The 20862-nt window shown below is 46.4% G+C and carries 21 protein-coding genes; 10 read left to right on the forward strand and 11 right to left on the reverse strand.

The genetic code is table 11. The annotated features are described in order from the left end of the window. Nucleotides 1-105 precede the first annotated feature (105 nt). The 3 genes from LSG34_RS18270 to LSG34_RS18280 all read left to right on the forward strand — a co-directional run bounded on the left by LSG34_RS18270 (nt 106) and on the right by LSG34_RS18280 (nt 2505). Nucleotides 106-1005 (forward strand): GGDEF domain-containing protein, encoded by a 900-nt coding sequence (locus tag LSG34_RS18270; RefSeq protein ID WP_233010614.1) that lies wholly within the window; start codon nt 106-108, stop codon nt 1003-1005. Next, the gene (locus tag LSG34_RS18275) at nt 1002-2015 is read left to right on the forward strand and encodes a helix-turn-helix transcriptional regulator (protein WP_233010616.1); all 1014 of its coding nucleotides are present in this window, start codon (nt 1002-1004) and stop codon (nt 2013-2015) included. Before LSG34_RS18270 ends, LSG34_RS18275 begins: the two co-directional genes overlap by 4 nt. A gap of 97 nt (nt 2016-2112) precedes the next feature. Then, nucleotides 2113-2505, forward strand: a complete 393-nt coding sequence (locus LSG34_RS18280) for a response regulator (RefSeq protein WP_233010618.1) — start codon at nt 2113-2115, stop codon at nt 2503-2505. Here the strand turns inward: LSG34_RS18280 and LSG34_RS18285 are convergent. Then, nucleotides 2502-2849, reverse strand: coding sequence for a HopJ type III effector protein (locus LSG34_RS18285; RefSeq protein WP_233010620.1), 348 nt, complete (start codon nt 2847-2849; stop codon nt 2502-2504). The two genes, LSG34_RS18280 and LSG34_RS18285, sit on opposite strands and share 4 nt — an antisense overlap. A 75-nt stretch (nt 2850-2924) precedes the next feature. Between LSG34_RS18285 and LSG34_RS18290 the strand changes: the two genes are divergently transcribed. After that, nucleotides 2925-3932: a hypothetical protein gene (locus LSG34_RS18290; protein WP_233010621.1), complete on the forward strand. Its 1008-nt coding sequence runs from the start codon at nt 2925-2927 to the stop codon at nt 3930-3932. Between the two features lie 151 nt (nt 3933-4083). Here LSG34_RS18290 and LSG34_RS18295 read toward each other — a convergent pair whose 3' ends face one another. The 4 genes from LSG34_RS18295 to LSG34_RS18310 all read right to left on the reverse strand — a co-directional run bounded on the left by LSG34_RS18295 (nt 4084) and on the right by LSG34_RS18310 (nt 8573). After that, nucleotides 4084-5988, reverse strand: coding sequence for an extracellular catalytic domain type 1 short-chain-length polyhydroxyalkanoate depolymerase (locus LSG34_RS18295; protein WP_233010622.1), 1905 nt, complete (start codon nt 5986-5988; stop codon nt 4084-4086). 221 nt (nt 5989-6209) lie between these two features. Further along, on the reverse strand, nt 6210-6671 hold the full coding sequence (locus LSG34_RS18300; protein WP_233010623.1) for a VOC family protein: 462 nt from the start codon (nt 6669-6671) through the stop codon (nt 6210-6212). A gap of 67 nt (nt 6672-6738) precedes the next feature. Then, nucleotides 6739-7230 (reverse strand): STAS domain-containing protein, encoded by a 492-nt coding sequence (locus LSG34_RS18305; RefSeq protein ID WP_233010625.1) that lies wholly within the window; start codon nt 7228-7230, stop codon nt 6739-6741. Nucleotides 7231-7244: 14 nt separating this feature from the next. Next, complete coding sequence (locus LSG34_RS18310; RefSeq protein ID WP_233010627.1) at nt 7245-8573, reverse strand: PP2C family protein-serine/threonine phosphatase; 1329 nt, start codon at nt 8571-8573, stop codon at nt 7245-7247. A 193-nt stretch (nt 8574-8766) separates the two neighbouring features. Between LSG34_RS18310 and LSG34_RS18315 the strand changes: the two genes are divergently transcribed. From LSG34_RS18315 to LSG34_RS18340, 6 genes are all read left to right on the forward strand, one after another. Beyond that, on the forward strand, nt 8767-10170 hold the full coding sequence (locus tag LSG34_RS18315) for an AlkA N-terminal domain-containing protein (RefSeq protein WP_233010629.1): 1404 nt from the start codon (nt 8767-8769) through the stop codon (nt 10168-10170). Beyond that, entirely contained in the window at nt 10167-10667 is a 501-nt protein-coding gene (locus LSG34_RS18320) for a methylated-DNA--[protein]-cysteine S-methyltransferase (RefSeq protein ID WP_233010631.1), read from the forward strand. The genes LSG34_RS18315 and LSG34_RS18320 overlap by 4 nt, the downstream gene beginning before the upstream one ends. 167 nt (nt 10668-10834) lie before the next feature. Beyond that, entirely contained in the window at nt 10835-11719 is an 885-nt protein-coding gene (locus LSG34_RS18325; protein ID WP_233010633.1) for a pirin family protein, read from the forward strand. Nucleotides 11720-11840: 121 nt separating this feature from the next. Continuing rightward, nucleotides 11841-12554, forward strand: a complete 714-nt coding sequence (gene mtnN / locus LSG34_RS18330) for a 5'-methylthioadenosine/S-adenosylhomocysteine nucleosidase (protein WP_233010634.1) — start codon at nt 11841-11843, stop codon at nt 12552-12554. Next, the gene (locus tag LSG34_RS18335) at nt 12555-13514 is read left to right on the forward strand and encodes a cobalamin biosynthesis protein CobD/CbiB (protein WP_233010637.1); all 960 of its coding nucleotides are present in this window, start codon (nt 12555-12557) and stop codon (nt 13512-13514) included. Nucleotides 13515-13646: 132 nt separating this feature from the next. Beyond that, nucleotides 13647-18152, forward strand: coding sequence for an EAL domain-containing protein (locus LSG34_RS18340; protein WP_269822960.1), 4506 nt, complete (start codon nt 13647-13649; stop codon nt 18150-18152). Between the two features lie 83 nt (nt 18153-18235). On the opposite strand, the gene LSG34_RS18355 is transcribed toward LSG34_RS18340, so the two are convergent. The 6 genes from LSG34_RS18355 to LSG34_RS18380 form a co-directional block, all read right to left on the reverse strand. Beyond that, nucleotides 18236-18538, reverse strand: a complete 303-nt coding sequence (locus LSG34_RS18355; RefSeq protein WP_233010638.1) for a type II toxin-antitoxin system RelE/ParE family toxin — start codon at nt 18536-18538, stop codon at nt 18236-18238. Then, the gene (locus LSG34_RS18360; RefSeq protein WP_233010640.1) at nt 18526-18783 is read right to left on the reverse strand and encodes a type II toxin-antitoxin system Phd/YefM family antitoxin; all 258 of its coding nucleotides are present in this window, start codon (nt 18781-18783) and stop codon (nt 18526-18528) included. The genes LSG34_RS18355 and LSG34_RS18360 overlap by 13 nt, the downstream gene beginning before the upstream one ends. 129 nt (nt 18784-18912) lie before the next feature. Beyond that, nucleotides 18913-19491, reverse strand: coding sequence for a hypothetical protein (locus tag LSG34_RS18365; protein WP_233010642.1), 579 nt, complete (start codon nt 19489-19491; stop codon nt 18913-18915). An 86-nt stretch (nt 19492-19577) separates the two neighbouring features. Then, nucleotides 19578-19781 (reverse strand): hypothetical protein, encoded by a 204-nt coding sequence (locus tag LSG34_RS18370; RefSeq protein ID WP_233010644.1) that lies wholly within the window; start codon nt 19779-19781, stop codon nt 19578-19580. A 12-nt stretch (nt 19782-19793) separates the two neighbouring features. Next, the gene (locus LSG34_RS18375) at nt 19794-20354 is read right to left on the reverse strand and encodes a mobilome CxxCx(11)CxxC protein (protein ID WP_233010646.1); all 561 of its coding nucleotides are present in this window, start codon (nt 20352-20354) and stop codon (nt 19794-19796) included. Between the two features lie 89 nt (nt 20355-20443). After that, nucleotides 20444-20862: hypothetical protein (locus tag LSG34_RS18380; protein ID WP_233010648.1), on the reverse strand; the 419-nt coding region annotated here is incomplete at its 5' end.

Genomic DNA, 20862 nt, shown 5'->3' on the forward strand with positions numbered 1-20862 from the left:
CCGGGGTCTACTTAGCTCTGTCTGATGGATTTCTGTCATGTGACTGTCATCTGCCAGGTTCAGACTGGACGTTATAGGTATTCTTTTCATTAAGCGGAAGCTCTTATGGGATTTAGCTCACAGCATCCGGCCAAACTCTGGCTGACCGCTTTGCTATTTGTGCTCTGCATTTTGCTAGCGGTCAATTATGGCGATTTGAAAGTAACGTCAGAAATTGACTGGATGGATATTCTGGGCGAAGGCAGCAGCTTGGCCGTAGTGATAGCCTGGTTATTACTGGTGTTATACAGCAGACCTGCAGGCCCTGTCACCAACGGGCTTTATGTGGGCTCTTTATTGCTGGTGCTGTCCTATCAGCTGAACTTATTGGACGAATTTTTCCAATACCCTGACAGCCACAGGCTGTTGAGCTGGCTTGAATCTATTCCAGCCCCCATTGGCATGCTGATTTTAACTTTAGGCTTAATTGGCTGGCATAAAGAACAGCGTTTTATTAATCAGCAATTGGCCAGCCGCGAGCTACATTTGCGCCATTACCAGTTACTTGACCCTTTAACCAAACTCTATAAACCAGAGTATTTGCTGGCCGTACTTAAACGTGAGTTGGAGTTACAACAACAGCACCAGCAGCCTTTTTGTCTGGCCTTAGTGGACATCAGTCAGTTTGCCCGTTTTAACAAAGAACAAGGTATGGCAGCGGCAGATTTATTACTGCAACAGCTTAGTGAGCTGACACTGGTACAGTTCAGATCAGGCGATTTAGTCTGTCGTTATAGCGGCGATAAATTTGTCATACTGATGCCACAAAGCAATCAGGCGATGGCCCAAAGTTTATTGCAAAATGCGACCAGCCAGCTAAGTTTGCACCTGCATACCCAATTGCACTGGACCATCACTGAAATCACTGCGGCGCAGCAGGTGACTAAACCCCAGCGATTGTTATCTCAACTGTGGCAGCAATTACAGCAGCAAAAGCAACAGAAAACCCAGTGGAGCTTAGTGTGACCAAAGCGCTGCTGGCTTTTGACGATAAAGCCTTACTGCTTGGCGCAACAGCACTGGATATGATTTTATTATGCCAGCGCCGCGGTTTTGCGTTAGATACTTTACTTAAAGGCAGCAAATTATTTGAAGAAGACTTACGTAAAGCTACGATAAAAATCAGTCCGCAGCAGTACTTACAACTCGTCAGTAATTGCCAAAAAGCATTACCCGGGCCAGAACTGGCCTACTTAACAGCCCAAAGCTGGTTGCATCACAACCACTCGCCTTTGCTGCTGATGCTCAGGCACAGTGCAAACTTACAGCAAGCTTTACTGAGCTTTTATCGCTACCGCTCACAACTTTTGCCTTTGGTTTATATACGCCTGCAGCGGGTACAGGGCCAGTTACGCTTAGTGTTACGACCCTCTTTTGCTTTGGGAAAACAGCAGGCTTTTATAGAACAGCTGATGCTTCACTACCTGCTGGGTTTAGTGAAACAACAGCTCGGTGATACATCAAGACTAAGTATCAGTGCAACCAGCCTTGATCATGAAACCAGTTGGTTGTATCAGCATCAATGGCAACTAACTCCTGATACTGCACTGCAAAATTCTTTGTCCTTGCCCCTTGCACTGTTAAAGCAATCTTTTGCCGACGCTAATCCTAAGCTTTGGCAACAACAACAGAACTGGTGCCTGTATTTACAGCAGTCGATACCAGAAAAAATCAGCTTTACCGAACAACTGGAACAATGGCTTTTTACTGTGCTAAGGCAATCGCCATCGCAGGAAGAAGCAGCGCGGCATTGGGGTTTGAGTTTAAGCAGCTTAAAACGTGTATTGGCGCAACAGCACACCAGCTATCAACAGTTGCAGGATCAGGTCAAAGCCTGCGCTGCACAGCAAGCCTTATTGCTGCAAGGCATGTCGAATAAAGAACTGGCACACCGGCTGGGTTATTCCGATGAACATAACTTCCGCCGAGCCTTTAAGCGCTGGACTGGTTTACTGCCAAGTCAGTTACGCTCTTAATCCTGCTTTCTTGCAATAATATCGTTTATTTATTGCGCTTTTGATTAGATCACGACATGCTTAGACCAAGTGAATGCCCCAAGCAAGGATGTTGCGCATGACTATAGATCAATCTTCAATTCTGATCATCGATGACGTCAGTTCTGTTCGTTATTTCTTAACTCAAAATTTGCGAATTATGGGCGCTGAAAAAGTGGCGGAAGCCAGTACAGGGCAACAAGCCTTGATGGCCATCAGCACTGATCATCCCGATTTAATTTTTCTGGATATTGAACTACCGGATAGCAATGGCCACGAGCTGTTAACCCGCATCAAAGCATTAGAACCCAACTGCCATGTGGTGATTATGTCAGCACACAGTACAGTGGAAAATGTAAAACGTAGTGTCGAAGGCGGTGCCAGCGGTTTTATGGCTAAACCTTTTACCCCACAAAAAATTCAGGCAACCATCAATCGTATCTGCAACTTGCCTCAAGCCCAATCTGCTTAAGCAGATTTTGGGCTCAGCGCCTGGCCTGCGAATTCAATACCATCCCAGCCGTACTGCATAAACTGTCTTATATTGGCATGATCTGAACCTGCCGGGCTTGATAACACATCTTTGCGGTAATAATCGCCAAACATTTGCAAAGCTTGTGGCTCGGATAAACGGTGCAACAAGGCAAAAGCAAATATCTTGCACGAACCATTATTCTCCCCCGCCGCATTGTGTTTATCACCATTACGAAAGGCTGTTTCGGAAAAATTATATAAGCTTTCAATCAGCTCTATACTTTGCGAAAAGCTAATGCTGTCTGGATCTGTCGTTAACTGACGGAAAAAATTTTCTAGCATGATAGCGATCCTGGTTAAAGTTTGTACAATTGTGGTCGATACAGTCGTTAAGCCCAAGTCAGAGAGGGAGCTAAAATGCAAATCCTCAACATCAAGCAACAACAGAACTCCAGCAGTCTGCAGCTATTGTATTCAGGCCGCAGCATGAGTCCAGAGCGAAACGACAGCTCAACTGTAACAAAGGATAACAGAAGTTTAACTCAGACTTCTCTGTTACCTTCGGCTAATGGTGTTTCTGACGAAACTATGGCAGCGCCTGCGGACGCAACTACGGACACAAAAAGCGACGATGGTTTGTTTAACGCTGTGTATTCCATTGGCACCATCAAACGTTTGCTGGAACAACTGACAGGTGAAGAGTTACAAGGTTGGGTAGATCCGGCTGAATTAAACCGTGCCTTAAACGGCACAGACAACAGAGCCCAGCCAGAACAACCGCAAAACCAAAATGCCACTGGCGTCACTATCCGTGAATGGTCGTACCGTTATGAAGCTGTCAGCGCTGACTTTTCCGGCTCTGTCGCTTTAGAGGATGGCAGCAGCTTTAGCTGGTCGATGCAATTTGCCATGAGCTACGAAGAATTCAGCTACAGCGAACGCACAGAACAACCAATGAAAGACCCATTGGTGATGAGTTTTAACGGCCGTCCGGTCGAGCTTAGCGGACAAAGTTCTGCATTTAACCTGACAGACAATGCCAAATCTATTCAGCAACTGGCGCAGGGTCAGTATTACCTCGCAAAAGACAGCAATAACAACGGCACAGTCGACTCAGGCAAAGAATTATTTGGCCCCACTACAGGCCAGGGTTTTGCTGAACTTGCTACTTTTGATGAAGACCAAAACGGCCTGATCGATCAGCAGGATCCAATCTGGCAAAGATTATGGTTGTGGCGCCCTGAAGAGAAAGGCTTATATAGCTTAAAAGAAATGGGCGTAGCGGCTTTAAGTGTCGATTCAATAGCCACACCTTTTAGCTTGCGCCACAAAGACGAAGTACAAGGTCGGCTGGAGCGCAGCTCCATTTTTATCACCGAAGATAAAGATGTCGGTTTATTGCAGCAAATTGATTTAAAGGTGTGAGGCAAAGCGAAAGGCACCAGAGCACTTTTGACTGAACTAAAATTCGGCGGAGAAAAGACCATGCTAAATCCGCTTGTTTCACGCTATAAAAGCAGGGCAAGACACGCGGTTTCACCCTGCTTTTACTCAGATCTTCGCTACAACTTAACTACTACGGACAAGCACCCAACTGCCAGTAGCCATTGCTGCTGGACGATAAAGTGCTGACTCCCCAGGTGGACCCTGCCAATGCTGTATTACTGCCTGTAGCGAAATAATTCGGCGTATAAATATTACCTGAGCTGTAAGCACGGCCAGCCAGTTTGTGACTGTAGTTATTGGTGCTGAACTCTACACAATCTGTTGGTTCAGGTGTTGGATCGCTGCCATCATCCCCTCCGCCAACTGTGCTGCAACTTTGAGTTGGACCAAAACAACTGGCGTCATTATCCTGCCAGCGACACTGCTCACCTGTAACGACTTGCTCACGCAAAATAAAGCTGGCAGTGCTGTATTCCAGATAGCAGTTGGCGTAGTTGGTGTAATTCAACCGGCCTGCAGCAATGTGTTGGTCCAGCGTCGCATTTTGTCCTGCATCTATGCTGAAGCTCACTAACTCAGAACTGAATAAGCCACCAGCATCCGTTGCCGTCACCAAAGCCGTATTGTTCCCTCCCGCTAAACCACAACGCTGTGCACTAAATAGATCTCCGCTTTGAGTGGCGACAACAGCACCAGTGCTGAATTCCACACTGACTGATGCCAAATCACGGTTCAGATCAAATACCCGGCCTGTGACTGTGGCGCATTGGCCCTCGACACTGACTGCAAGCTCACTCAACTCTGGTGAAGTAGCTGGTGGCGGTGGTCCAAGCAAAACAGAGCTGCTGTAAGGGTTACTGACCAAACCCTCACTATCTGTGGCTGTGACTATAATTTGATACCAGTCATTGGCTAAAGCCGGACTGGTCAAGCTGAAGTTGCCTGTTGTGTTGGGTGTTGCACTGACAGTCACCACCTGAGCCATGCTGTTCGTGAAACTGGCGCTGATACTGATCGGGTCTGCGTCGGCATCTGTCGCTTTACCACTGACGCTGATTTGATTAGCGCTTTGACTGACATTGATAGTAGCCAGTTCTGGCGCACTGTTGCGGTTGACCCTTTGGTTATTGTCACGAAAATACTGCCCCAGATAACTGGCGTAGTTAATGCTGTTACCATTGATATAAGAGCCGCTGGCGCCCTGACCACCAGACCAGGCGTGATCGACATTATTCAGCCACAACATAGAGACGCGACCGTTCTGCCACAGAGTTTCATCTGCAGTGCGGCCAGTGCCGTTGCTTATGAGGTTTTCACCTGCCAGACGGGTTACATTGTATAAATCAGCCATGCCAGTGGCGTTTTGCTCGTTGTAACACAGGTTGACTGTGGTGTCGTTGCGGCCATGCGCAATAGAAGCAATCTGGCTGGTGAAATGACTGGAATAACTGCCGGCATATTGGCTACAGCGCATTGCAACATCTGCGGTTTCGCAAGGACCAAGAGCACCATTGGAGCTGGTGCCAATGCTTGGACCTGCACTCACACCAACACCAGCAAAAATATCAGGTGCAATACAAGCTGTGGTATGAGCAAAAGAGGCACCTGAGGATAAACCGGCAATATACACCTGATTCGGATCAATCTGATAAGCAGGGCTTGCCATCAAGCTGGTAGCAAGATTGATCAGATTTTTATAATCGCCACTGCTGCGATTTCTGGTGCCCTGCCAATAGGACCAGCAACCAAAACCTGCTTTATTCATTGCATCTGGCACCGCAATGATCAGGCCATACTGCTCAGCAGCTTGTGCCAGATTTGCCGTTAAATAAGCGTCAACTGACTGAGTACAGCCATGTAATACCACCAGTAAACCCCGACCTTGGCCAATGCCGGATACTGAATCCGGGGTATACAAATGTACTTTGTTAAAACCGCCCACAGCCTGATTTTGTTGCCAACTACCGGCATAGGCTGGTGCAGCACTGAGAGCCAGCGCAAAGACTGCCGCCAGAGGGTAAGAGTATTTTTTCACGTCGTCTGTTCCTTATCTTTATTGTTTTGATGAACACCGAAGCAACGCAGCCCCTCTTCCGTGAATGATCAATTTCAACTACAGCAGCAGGCTTTGGCGTGAAAAAAACTATAGAAGGAACAGCTAAAAAGCGCGGTAGTACTTTAGTGCAGTGGATCAGGGACTCTCAAAGGCCAAGGGCGCATTGTCGCGCCCTTGGTTTTAATCAGTAGTGGTTATGCCTAACCAAACATCTGCGCTGAGCGTTTTGCCATTTCTTCTTCTGATACATCTTCGATATGAGTAGAAATCATCCAGTTATGACCAAAAGGGTCTTGCAGGCAGCCGCTGCGATCCCCCCAGAATTGGTCTGATACTGGCATGGTTACAGTGGCACCAGCAGCTGCGGCACGTTCAACAAAAGCATCCACGTCAGGCACATAAATCATTAAGGTCACTGGACTGGCACCCAGCATATCCGGGCTTTTAGTGCCCCAGTCATCACTTTGTTCACTAAACATAAAAGTTGCACTGCCGATGCGCATTTCGGCATGCATCACAGCACCGGATGGCATATTCATCCGCATAGTGGTTTCTGCGCCAAAAGCTTTTTGATAAAAATCAAATGCAGCAGCCGCATTTTTAATCACCAGATAAGGCAATACAGCAGCAAAGCCTGGTGGAATAGCCTGAACGTCGGACATAACGGTCTCCTTATGGCTGATCGTGAAAGGTTAAAAAACGCTATCAGTATAGTCAGAGATCTTTGTCTCATTCGCCTAACTGCTGTTTTAATACATCCACCACCGACTGAAATTCGGTCTTATTTTTTTCATTCAGTGCAATCAGCGCTTCGTGCGCATGCAGGATCATCAGGCCTTTTTGCTGATCGCTGTAAGGCTGAGCTTTTATGCTGGTCATATCGAACTCTTCATCAGTGCTCTGCTGCACAATATCAAAAGCCTGATCCAGACAAAGGCTAAACAGCAGTTCATTGACTTGAGGGTGAGTTGAAAACAAGGTGGGTTTTGGTAAATCCTGCTGCTGACAATACCGAGCCATACTGGCTAGCAAACCAATGTAGGTGCTGTCCATAAAACTAGCTTCGTTTAAATCCACCACAAGCTGGTTGCACTGGATCTGCGCAGAAAACAGCCGTTCTATCAGGTCGTCCATGCCAGTGGCATTGGTGTAACGCAGCTCACCAGATAACTTGAAATAACAGCAGTGTTCAACACAAGCGAACAGGATTTGCTCTGTCATAGAGTCCTCACTCATCAGCCTTGATGCCGGATTAGTTTGAGTATAGTTAAATCGTCCGGTAACGGCTGATTTGGATCAATGGCTAAGGCTTGCAACAAAGCGGCAATGTCATTTTGCTCTGAGCTTTTTTGTAACAAATGCTGCAGTTTCTGTTCGGTGCTTTGTTGCGGCAGTACATCTAAAATACCGTCTGAAAATAACAGTATGCTGCTGTTGTCCTGCATCAACAGGCTTTGATTCGTGTAACTGACAAAATCAAACATGCCCACAGGTGTGCTTTTTAACTCAAGGTAGCGTTCTTGCTGGGGTTGCAACACTAAAGGCCAGGGAAAAGCACCGGCGTTGGCATAGGTTATTTCTGCAGTTCTGGTATCCAGCACAGCGTAAAACAACGCTATGTATTTGCCGACCTTATCCTTTAGCAGTTCTTTATTTAATTCGGCCAGTACAGCAGCAGGGTCAATCACATGGTCGCAGGTCGCACGCTGATACCGTTCCAGCTTGGCGCTGATAAAACGCTTCAGATACACAGTGACAAAAGCAGAGGCCACACCATGTCCCGACACATCCGCAATGTAAAACACCACCTTGTGATCATCAGCCCAAAAATAGTCAACAAAGTCGCCACTCATAAATTCGGACGGATACAAAGCATGGCTGAACTGATACTCAGCACAATGAAAGTGTGGCGGTGGTAATAGTTTAAACTGCACCTGCTTGCCCGCCTTCTCGCCAGCTTCCAGCTCAGCCAGGGATTGTTGTAACTGCTGATTACTGGCTTGCAACTGCTCTGTTCTGGCCTGCACTTGTTGTTCAAGGTTTTCATTCAGCTGCGCTAATTGTTCGATCGCCATATAGGCTCGTAATGCAGACACTACACTGGTCGTCAGACGCTGCACTGTCAGTTCGGTTTTGGCGCGGTAATCGTTAATATCATAATCCAGCACTATCCGGTGTTCAGGCGCTTGCCCAGGTTGGCCCGTACGCAAAATAATACGTACCAGCTGGTTTTGTAGCTGCTCCCGAATATAACGCACCAGTACCAGCCCTGCGTCATCGGTTTCCATCACTACGTCCAGTAAAATCAGCGCTATGTTGTTGTTTTTCTCAAGAATATGCCGAGCATCTGCTGCGCTGTAAGCGCTGATAAACTGAAGTTTATGCTGCTGGAAGCTAAAATCACGTAGCGCTAGTAAAGTGATTTGATGTATTTCCGGCTCATCATCCACGATTAGCACAGTCCAGCTGGCTTGCTGCTCGTCTGTAACTTCAGCATCAGAGGCAAATACCAAGGTGTCTTCGTCGGAGGTTGTAGTTTGCTGAGCATTAAAGTGGTGTTCCACACGGCCTTCCTTCACATTAATGTCTGCTCGCACGAGCATCAGGGCATAGCTTAACTATAGCCGCCTGTACTCAAACTGCAGTTGGGTATGAGTATCTAGCTTGAAAATAGCTTCTCTTTCAGTGCCGGATCCGGCCAGCTTTTTTTCTGTTCTCAAGGTACACTCTGTTTAGTTTTTGCTGATGAGCCTTACCATGCTTGATCCTGTTGTCTGCCAACAAGCCCGTTTATCGCGTGACAGCCGTTTTGATGGCCTGTTTTTTATTGCGGTAAAAAGCACAGGGATTTATTGCCGCACCATTTGCCCGGCTAAATCTCCGGCTGAACATCAGGTCACGTACTTTTCCTGTGCAGCGGCTGCAGCATCTGCAGGCTACCGGCCTTGTTTACGTTGCAGACCGGACAGTGCGCCACAGTCTCCGGCCTGGCTTGGCGTGGAAACCAGCGTACGACGCGCATTAAAACTGATCGCTGAAGGTGCTTTAGTGCATGGCGATCAGGCTGCTTTAGCATCCCGTCTTGGCATTAGTGAGCGTTATTTACGTAAACTCTTTCAGCAGCATTTAGGCGTGGCGCCAAAACAATATGCTTTGTATCAGCAGGTACTTTTAGCCAAACAGCTGTTACATCAAAGCCTGTTGCCAGTGCATCAGATTGCGGCCTTATGTGGTTTTCATAGCATCCGGCGCTTTAATGATGCCTTTAAGCAGCAATTGCTGCTTAACCCCAGCCAAATTCGCCGTAAAAAAATGACAGGACTTTCATCAGTGATTGAATTACAACTTAGTTACCGTCCGCCACTGAACTGGCAAGCTCAGCTGGATTTCTGGCGTCAGCGTACACTGGAAGGCATGGAATGGGTGAAAGGTAACGCCTATGGCAGAACTTTTAGCTGGCCAACTCAGGAAGGAGTTGTGCACGGTTGGTTTGAATTAAGCCCGGCAAAAGAAGGCGTAATGTTGTTAAAGCTGCATTGGCCCAGCCAGCAAGAGTTAACCTCTGTGCTGCAACGTATTCGTCAACTGGCTGATTTAGATGCCAATATGCCGCAGATAGAACAACAACTTACACCTGTGTTTGGTGACTCTCTGGAATCTGGTTTACGACTGCCGGGTTTATGGAGCCCGTTTGAAGCAGCGGTACGGGCTATTTTAGGTCAGCAAGTCAGTGTGCAAGGTGCCCGCACTCAGCTCAATCGTTTACTCTCTGAATTAGCAGAACCGCTGCCTGATGACCCGGAGAAAAAACTGTTTCCAACGCCAGAAGCCATCATTCAAAACGAGCTTTTGATGCTGAAAGTGCCACAAGCCAGACGCGATACCTTAAAACAGCTGGCCACTACTGTGATAGCAGAACCTCAAAGCACGCCGGATGACTGGTTAAAACTCAAGGGCATAGGGCCATGGACTGTGGCTTACAGCAAAATGCGTGGTCTTGCCGATCCGGATATTTGGTTAGGTGGTGATTTAGGCGTGCAAAAAGCCTTAAAACGTCATGGTGATATCACACCAGAGCAGCTCGCGCCCTGGCGTAGTTATGCCACCTTTCAACTGTGGTTTAGTTTATCCCGTCCTGAAGCGAAGGAGACAACAACATGAAACAACTGCAATTTGCCACACCTTTAGGGCCTCTGGTCATCACGGCGAATGCAAAAGGCATAGAGTCGGTCTTGTTCAGAGATTCAAGTGACGCACCGGATCACAGCAATGATCTATTGCTACTGGACTGCAAAGCTCAGTTTGAAGCTTATTTTGCCGGAGCTTTACAGCAGTTTGACTTACCCCTGGCAGCTCACGGCACTGATTTTCAGCAAGCTGTTTGGCAACAATTAAGCAAAATTCCATTTGCGCAGCTTCGCAGCTACAGCAATATTGCCCATGCGCTAAATAACCCAAAAGCAGTAAGGGCCGTAGGCGCTGCCAATGGCCGAAACCCACTGACCATTATTGTCCCCTGCCACAGAGTGATAGGTGCCAATGGCACACTAACAGGTTATGCCGGCGGCTTAGAGCGCAAAGACTGGCTACTCAAACATGAACAAAATACGGCTTTGGCCTTGGGTTTGTTTCAACTGGAGGCCAGCATAGCTCCGTAGGGGCGACCTTTATGGTCGCCCGCCCAGCCAACAAAGCAGCAGCGTCAAGAGCGACGGGGGAACATTCAAATTTTTCGAATGATGCATACAAAACAATCCGCTATTGTTTCGATAAAAGAGCTGTTTTAATGACCTTATCAACAGACTCTTGAATAGGTGAAGTGAAAATGACAGCCCGTACTTTAAAACAATTGATCCCTGCCATGTTGGCCTCTGACGGCGCTGGCGTAAAAATCAAACGTAGCCTGGGCCAAAGCCAGGGCGTGCGTCTGGACCCATTTTTAATGCTGGACGCTTTTGGTTCAGACAAAGCCGATGACTATATTGCAGGTTTTCCTGCCCATCCACACCGTGGTTTCGAAACCGTCACTTATATGCTTGATGGCCATATGTTGCACGAAGATCACCTCGGCAATCAGGGTCATTTAACCAGTGGTGGTGTACAGTGGATGACGGCAGGCCGTGGCATTATTCACTCAGAAATGCCGCAGCAGGAATCAGGCCTGATGCGTGGTTTTCAGCTGTGGATTAATTTACCTGCCGCGGAAAAAATGAAAGAAGCCGCCTATGTTGATATTCCAGCTACGGATATTCCGCTGGTGAATTTGACGCAGCAAAGTTTTGTCAAAGTTATAGCTGGCGAAACAGAACTGAATGGCAAGACGGTGCGTGGTCCTATTTTCGGCCTGTCGACTGAACCTCTGTATCTGGATGTGCAGTTAGAAGCAGGTCAAAGTCTGACCTTGCCCGTCACAGCTGGTCATAACGCTTATGTCTATCCTTTTGAAGGCGAAGTTTTTGTTGAAGGATTAAGAGTTGCGAATCATCACGGCGCAGTGCTGACTGATGGCAACAGCGTGACTGTCTCAGCAAAAGACAAAGCCCGTTTTATTCTGCTGGCGGCTAAGCCTATCAAAGAACCTGTAGTGCAATACGGTCCTTTTGTGATGAATAAGCCAGAAGAAATTGAACAAGCTATCCGCGATTATCAGGCCGGAAAACTGACCAATAATCAGCAAGCCAAAACCATAGCTATTCATAAATCAATCTAAAATCTCTCAACTCTCTTACCCTGTAGGGGCGGTGGTTTATCCCCCGCCCGCCTATTGTTCGGGTATAATTTAGAAAGGGCAGATGGTATCATCTGCCCTTTCTAATTTTGAGGATCGGCAGATGCAACTTGTGGGTATTATCGGCGCTATGGAGCCGGAAATTGCAATTTTAAAAGCTCAACTGAGCGATATGACCACGGTCAAACTAGCGGATTATGAGTTTTATCAGGGCCGTCTGGCCGACACTGACGTGGTGTTAGTGCAATCTGGTATAGGCAAAGTGGCTTCCGCTGTCGCTACTACCTTATTAATCAGTCAGTTCAAACCTGATTGTGTCATTAACACAGGTTCAGCTGGTGGTTTTGACCCGGAGTTGAATGTAGGTGATGTGGTGATTTCTTCTGAAGTGCGTCATCACGATGTCGATGTCACAGCTTTTGGTTATGAAATTGGCCAGGTGCCACGTATGCCAGCAGCTTTTACGGCCCATCCTGCCTTGATCAGCGCTGCAGAACAAAGCATCAATACCCTGGGTTTTTGCAAAACTAAAAAAGGTTTAATCACCACTGGTGATGTGTTTATGTGCCAGCCTGAGCGTATTGCTCAAACCCGTGCACAATTTCCCACCATGCTCGCAGTGGAAATGGAAGGTGCAGCCATAGCTCAGGCTTGTTATCAGTTGAACACACCTTTTGTGGTGATCCGCAGCTTAAGCGATATCGCAGGCAAAGAGTCTCCAAGCTCTTTTGAAGCTTATTTAGAAATCGCCTCTAAAAACAGTTCTGCCATGGTGCTGGAGCTTCTGAAAAACCTTAAAACGGTTCAGCTTAGCTAAATGCCGTATTGGCTGGCTGATCTTTCAGCTTATCCACTGATACTGCTAAGCATGTGGTTGCTCGGCAGCCTGGTGCTTTTGCCGCAGGATTACCAGCCTTTAACCTTTTTCCGCATTTTCGCCAAACAGTTAGCTGCAAAAGTTCATCCGGATCCACACAGAGCGACCAGCCAGCAACTGATATCCGGCAGTTTGGCTTTAGCTCTGGTGATGTTGCCTACCCTTGCCCTGCTGGCACCTTTGTATTGGTTATCCGACTGGCCTTTAGTGCTGGATGCTTTACTGCTGTATTTTTGTCTGGACTTTGTCCATTACCGCCAGCAAAGCCATAAAATAGCTTTGGCTATGACCCAACAGCAAAACAGCAGAGCTAAAGATCTGTTGCAACCTCTGGTGTTACGTCAAACTCAAAGTTTAAGCAGTGCCGGCTTATGCAAAGCTAATATTGAAATGCTGTGGCTTCGTACCGCCAAGCAGTGGGTTGGTGTCAGTTTCTGGTTTTTAATAGGTGGTGGTTTAGCTGCTGTGGCTTATCGTTTGCTGTTGCTATGTAATCAGCAATGGAACGATAAACAAAACAACTTCCGTTATTTTGGTCGCCCTGCTTCTTTGTTAACTCAATGGGCCAGCTTTCCTGCCAGCCTGATCACGGCCCTGCTACTGGCGTTTCTGACTGATATTACAGGAGCATTCCGGCAATGGCGTGAAGCTTCTGCTTTGAAATTATGTTTACCTCATCTGCTTATTTTAGGTGCTTTAGCCTCTGCCTTGCGGGTCAATCTGGCAGGGCCTGTGATCTATCAGCACCAGAAAAATCAGCGCAAGCGCCTTGGACCTTCGCATTTACCTCAAGTGGGTGATGTGCTGGGCGCCCTCAAACTAAACCGGCAATTTCAGTTGTACTCTGCCTTTATTGTATTTATTTTCAGCCTGTTACAATGCCTTTGGTTTATTTATTAATAACCTGATAATTTTTGTAATAATTCTTTGGAACTATGCTGGACTTTTAAGCGCCATTCGCTGTATTTTCTAGGGCTTCTTACAGCAGATTGACACCTATAAAAATAACAACCGACCTACTGAGGAATAGTTTTGCCTGTTTTAGCCCTATTGCGCTACGTTTGCGGCTTGTTGTTGCTTGGTTGCTTTTGCCAATTCACTCTGGCCGCACCGCTATTGCAACCATTAACACCGGATCAAAACTTATCTCAGGGTTCAGTCAACGACTTATTGCTCGACCGTCAGGGTTTCTTATGGGTTGCTACCGATGCAGGTTTAAACCGCTTTGATGGCTATAAAAATCTGATCATAGGCGCGGGCTCTGCGCAGCTACAAAGTCTGGCTTTCACCAAATTACTGATAGACCAAAAACAACGTTTATGGGCCTTAGCACCACGCTCGGGTTTGTATGCCTTTGATCCAGTCCAGGCACAGCTGTTTTTACATGGATCTTTACCAGGTGCAATGACACTGGAAAACCGCTTTATCAATTTAACCCAGGCCGACAACGATGATTTGTTACTCAGCAGCAGAACTGAGTTGTATAGCTATCAGACAGACAACAGCCAGTTGACGCTGTTGGCAAAGCTGGCCGATCTGGATTTAGCCCATGCCCTGATCCGTACTGTACTCAATACCAAAGAATGGATTTTGCTTGGCACAAGCCACGGTTTAGTGCTGTATGACAAAACCACTAAAAAACTCAGTCTGGTACCACATTTACCGCAAGGGCAAACATTAGACTATCAACGTCATGTCAAAACTCTGGAACTCAACAAAGACCAGTTGCTGGTTGGAACAGTCGAAGGATTGTATCAACTGCAGCAGGATGAAATCACACAATTTCTGCAAACGGGACAAGCTCCGGTCAGTAAAGAGCTGATTGCAGGCCCCAATGTCTGGCAAATTCAGGTTCAGTCGGATCACTTCTTAGTAGGCACAGAACGTGGTTTATTGCGTTACACGCCAGAGCTCAACAGCACAGAACTGGTGTTAAAATTCAGCGAAAGTAACTTCAATTTATCCGACGATAATGTGGTGGCTTTGCAGCAAGATGGTCAGGGTGGTTATTGGCTTGGCAGTCGTTTTGATGGCGCTTATTATTGGCACCCTCGCAGCAAAGCTATCCGCAGTTTCAGTCAGACAGGCCCTGATGCCCTAAGCAATGACAAAATTACTTCTATTGCCGAAAAAAGCAGGGAAGAGCTTTGGCTTGGCAGCCGCAATGGCTTGAATTTATTAAATCTTGAAACTCAGCAGGTTCAGCATTTTCTGGTGAACCCGGATCCAAAAGCGGTCTGGCATACCAGCACCATCATGAATCTGTCGATGGATAAAGCAAATGACTTATGGTTTTTATCGTCCAGCGGTTTAAACTATTTTTCAGTTCAACATAAAGAACTGCAGCAGCCTAAGCTGCAGGATGCCAGTAAAAAAACGGTCCTGGAAACAGCGCGCCCAGGCAGTTGGCTGAATCAACAACTGCCCTTTTATCTACTGACAGAGCAAAGTTTTTATCTGTACAGCACAGAGACAGGTCAACTGGACGAACTGACAGACTTAAGTAAAAAGCTACCAGCAAGCACAGTGCGGATTATTTTAGGTAAATGGCCAGGCCAACCTGAATGGCTAGTGTTATCTGCTTATGAAAAAATCTGGTTATACAATGAAAAAACGAACGAACTGAAGCTGCTGTATCAAGCTGAAGCAAACCCTGCTTTTAGTATGCGTTTTGCCGACAAGATGGCGCTGGATAAAAACAATACGCTGTGGTTCAGTGCTTCAGATATAGGTTTGCTGGCCTTTGATACCAGTACTATGCAACTGAAACACCATTTTCACATTAAAAACAAACTCAATACCAATGTGGTTTACGCGGTCAACCATGATCAACTTGGACATATCTGGTTTTCCAGTTTACATGGCGTGTCTTCGCTTAATGTCGATACTCTGCATATTGAGCAGTTCAGTAAAAAAGATGGCTTAACCAGTAACGAATTTATCAGTCAAAGCAGTGACACCTTGAGTAATGGCGAAATGGCTTTTGGCTCAATACGGGGCCTGAATTTGTTGTCTCCGGTGGCCTTGACTGAACCCAGACGCAAACCCCGAATTGTTATTACTCAGCTGGATTTGTTGTCATCGCCTATCGAAAGTCCGATGACAGATTTATCTGGCCAGTCTTTTACTTTGCCTTACGACAGTCAGGGTTTAACCATTAGTTATTCCAGCCTGAACTTCCGTGACAGTGGCAAAATGCGTTATCGCTACTGGCTGGATGGCCCGCAGCGTTTGGTGTTTCCTGAGCAAAGCTCAAGCTCAGTGATGTTTCCACAACTGACGCCGGGCGATTACCAGTTTAATGTAGTGGCTGTGTCCCCTGTCACAGGCCTTGAAAGTGAAGTAGCAACCTTACGCCTTCAGGTGCAACCTGCGCCATGGCTTAGCCATTGGGCCTTTATAGCTTATGCTTCTGTTTCTTTGATTGTGATGTTGTTTTACCTGCGAACCCGGCAAAAACAACAACGTATGCTCAAAGTAGCCCACGCCAAAGTAACAGCCAGTGAGCAACGCTTAAAACAAGCTCTGGACTCTATCGATAGTGGCGCCTGGGAATGGCATGCCCATAAAAATATTATGTTCGCCTCCAGGATATACAGCATGCTGGGCTATCAGGAAGCACTGAATCCGCTGGCAATGACCCAGCACTTGTCATTATTGCATCCGGAAGATAAAGAGGCTTACCAGCAAGCCTGGCAAAAGCTGATGCAAACACCGGATAAAACCTTCGACCACACCTACCGTATGCAGCATAAAAACGGCAAATGGCTGTGGTTTCGCGACATAGGTAAAGTGGCTGAAGTAGATGATAAAGGCCAACCTGAGCGGGTGATAGGTACCTTCAGTAACATTACCGAAACCAGAGCAAACCAGGAAAAAGCCCGGTTATTTGGTGAAGCTTTCCAGCAAACCCGTGACTGGGTGGTTATTTTAGATGCCAGTCAGCGTGTCATAGCTGCAAACCAGTCTTTTGCTGATGTATTTGGATCTGTGGATCAGTATTTGGTCAGCCCTAAAACCCACCATCTGGGTATCAGTTTGCAACGCCGTCGTTTCTACACAGCATTATTACGTGGCTTAACCGTCAACCAGCACTGGCAAGGTGAAGAGTTGGTGCATACGCCGGATGGCAAAGAGCGCCCTACCCTTATTAATATCAGCGCTATTGGCGATATAGATAAAGTAGAGTTTTTTGTGTTGGTGTTTACCGACATCACAGCGCAAAAAGTGGCAGAAGAAGAATTACGTTATTTGGCCAGCTACGACTCACTGACAGGCTTGCCTAACCGTACTTTGCTGATGGATCGCATTCAGCATGGCATTGAGCAGGCAAAACGAGCGAAAAAATCTCTGGCTTTGTGCTTTATCGATCTCGACAAATTTAAGCAGGTAAACGACTCCTTAGGCCATGATGTTGGCGATCAATTGCTGCAGGAAGTAGCCAGACGTTTGCGTGCCACTTTAAGAGAAACAGACACCATAGCGCGCTTGGGCGGTGATGAATTTGTGGTGCTGCTGGAAAGCTATAAAAACGATGACAATATCAGCCATGTTGCACGCAAAATGCTGCAGTCGATTGGCGAGCCGATGCAGTTGGGTATTCATACCGTCAGCGTATCACCCAGTATTGGCATCGCAGTTTATCCGGACGATGCAACAGACGCGAATTCATTACTCAAACATGCTGACGTTGCCATGTATCACGCCAAAGATCTGGGCCGTAATAACTTCCAGTTTTTTATTGCTGAAATGAACGAAAAAGCCCATATGCAGCTGGCCAAAGAAACTCAGTTGCGTCAGGCCTTTAAAGATGGCGAATTTATCAACTACTACCAGCCTATTGTGGATTGTCGCAGTCAGTCGGTGATAGGCGTTGAAGTCTTAATGCGCTGGATCCACAAAGGCATCTTCATTCCACCGACTGAATTTATTCCTATGGCAGAAGATTTACGTCTGATTATTCCTATGACCTTATCTTTGCTGGAACGGGCTTTGGTCGATTTACAGCAATGGCGTCAGGCCGGATTAGATTTGTACTTGTCGGTGAACTTATCCACCAGTCATTTAGAACAGCTGTCCTTGGCAGAACATACGGAAAAGTTGCTGAATAAATACCAGTTACCCGCTTCTTGCCTGCGTTTTGAGGTGACTGAAAGTGCCCTGATGCGGGACCACGAAAAAGCTATTACTACTATGCTGGCGCTGAACCAACTGGGTATTCAGCTGGCTTTGGATGACTTTGGTACAGGGTATTCTTCATTAAAATATTTAAAAGAATTGCCGATAGACGCCATTAAAATTGACCGCAGTTTTGTCAAAGACATCGGCATAGATCCAGACGATGAAACCATTATCGAAGCGATTTTGTCGATGGCAGGCAGCTTAGGCATGAGTTGTGTTGCTGAGGGTGTAGAAACTGAACAACAACTGGCATTTTTCAGCAGCCGTCAGTGTTATCTCATTCAGGGGTATTTATTCGCCAAGCCGATGCCAGCAATTGAGCTGATTAACTGGCTGCATAGTGAACACTTAAATTAAGTAGTAATAACGCCCGTCTGCGCAGAAACTTTTACTTGAGGGAGGTTTCTCGCAGGGCCGCAGGCGTCGAATGACGCGGATTGTTAGCGATTTCCAAGCATGAACGCACGAAGCTGCCGCTCCTCTCGCATGACATAAAGGACGAGAACCCGCTGCTCATCCTCACGATAAAAAATACGACAGGGTGGAACCACTAACTCCCTGTATACCGAATCAGGGAGCTCTGGAGGGATCCGCCCGGATTTGGGGAAAGTTTCCAAACGCCCGGTCTTGTCGAAAACGTCCTTAACGAGAGCGCTTGCGGCAGCAATATTGTCCAAAGCAATGTACTCAGCTATAGCATCCAGTTCTTGAAGGGCGGGTTCAGTCCAGATTACTTCAGCCATTTACTCATTTTCTCTTTGGCCTCGCTTTGGCTATAGGTTCTTCCCTCAAGTACAGCACGCTCTCCTCGGGCAAGCCCCTCAAGCAGCGCTAGCCGACGCTGCATGAACTCATAATCCTGCACATCAACAAGGTATGCGGATGGCTGGCCATGTTCCGTAATCAGTACGGGCTCTTTCGACAGATGCAGATCTGCCAGAATCTTTGTCGCCTGACGTTTGAGGTTCGTAACGAGTTCAACTTTCATGGGGTTACCCTGATCTAAATTCCAAGTGATACTATAGTATCACTTGGCAGGGAAGGCAATCGCAGCTGATGCCCGTATTTGCGGCTGGTTTGGAGCGCAGCGGAAAACCAGTCCGGCAACATGCGCTTGTTAAGTGCTTGACTGCGATCTGACTTGAGCAATCAAACATTTTTCTGCCTCATTTAACTTTTCAAACATTTCGCCTGCGGCTTTATTCGCACTTTGCGGAACTTCCGGTCCAGAAATATCAAACTTATTTTGCGCTGCTGTACCTTCGGAGAAGCTAATTAGATCTTTTACTTCTTCAGAAAGTATTGCACCATGCTTGGACAAGTACTTCCCTAATTCCGCCTCTATTTTACCGAAGCTATGGGCAATTTCATCGCATGCCTCATACCAATCCATTCCTGGATTCGAGTAAGTAGGAAGAAAACTTCGTCTAAGGGACACGAACTCCGACGCCGCTTCAAATTCCTTTTCAAATAGAAACTCAGATTTCTTTAGTTTTACTTTATAGCTTTCGGTTTCATGTGTTAGCTTACTTCTTAAAGACTCTAGAGCATGCGCGTGTTCTGCTTTCTCTTTTTCCATAAGGCGGTTTGCCCATACTTTTCCAAGCCAACTGGAAAAACCAAAGATAATTGCAGCGCCACCACCTAATGCGGCCAAAATCGCCCCTGATATTTCTAAAACTGTTTGAAGTTCCATAGCTTTCCTTGCACTTAACATTTGGTTAGGGGGCGGACTTTAGCTCGTCCCTTGAGCGTAGCAAACGATTTGAACCATTTGTTAGCTTACTTACCACACCTTGGGCAGGCTCCAGGCGTTGGTGCGAAATTAATGGTTGTAAAACCCGTAGATTCACCAATGAAATCACCGCCTCTATGCTCAATACCTACACCAGGAACTCCCTTGCTTAGTTTTTGAAGTAGTTCTATTTTTTCGGCGTTGTTCAATACAAGTATCTGGCGAATGATTTCGTTTACTTTAGTACTCATGTTTTCTCCTATTTAAAAATTCCCACAGGCTGTGCATTTTCCCGGTTTTTGCGAGATTGGGATGCTGCCGCATAGCTGACATTTCTGTTTGTAATATTTCAGGGACTCAAAATTTGCAAACCGTTTTTCTTTGTCTTTAATATTCTGGCCGAGGTCTTTTAGCTCACGAGCTTCATATAGTGCTTTTAATTGCTGGTAGCGCTCAAGTAATCGGGCTGAGTCTTTTTCTTCCGGGAGCGATTTAAAGGAGTTATATAACTCCGTATTGCTGCGCAATGATTCAACTGCATATTCGTATGACTCATCCCACCTTGCAACTATTGACCAGGTTGAGAGAGCAAGTTGGATTGCGGCAGCAATTCCAGCTATCGCTATGAGGTATGGTGTAAGCTTTTCATGGGTCCCAAATGAAAGAAAGATGCTGCCAGCCATTATGGGAGTAATTAATCCTAGAAAAGTTATTAGGGTGCGTAGAAACTTTAGGCTACTTGCTCGTTTTTCAAAAATACGTGTTGTACCGAAGCAATAAAACTCATAGTCCTTTGCTGTTTCTTTGATTTCGGATTCGGTCATTATTTAACCTTGTAAGCTAACGCCCGCTTAAACAGCGAGCAACTTGTTGCGAGTCCAGCGGCCACAGGCTGCGATGTTTAAGGCGCTTGTTAGACTTTTGCAATATACGCATATACGGCCAACTCAACTAATAAATACCACAATACACATCCTAGCGAAATTCCGGCGGATATAATTGCTTCCCTTCTCCCGTAATACTCCCCTTCAAGTCGTCTGCTAAAAATAATGAAGCCAACAATGAAGAAGCAAATTAGATAAGGCGGAATGAAAGTTGGGAAATCGTGTACGTTTGACGCAATAGATGTTTGAGGTGCAGCAATGAGAATTCGAACAACAAACGCAATTATTGCTGTCAGATAAATAGCACGAAATGGATTGTTTATTTTAAATAATAGATAACGCTTCCCTAGCAACTTTAAGAAAATAGCAGGTATCAAGGTAATAACAAGAAACCCAACGCAGATGACAAGCCCAATAAGAAAGAATGGAGGAACAGAAGTCATAATTG

The organism is Rheinheimera faecalis (assembly GCF_021290965.1).
GTDB lineage: Bacteria > Pseudomonadota > Gammaproteobacteria > Enterobacterales > Alteromonadaceae > Pararheinheimera > Pararheinheimera faecalis.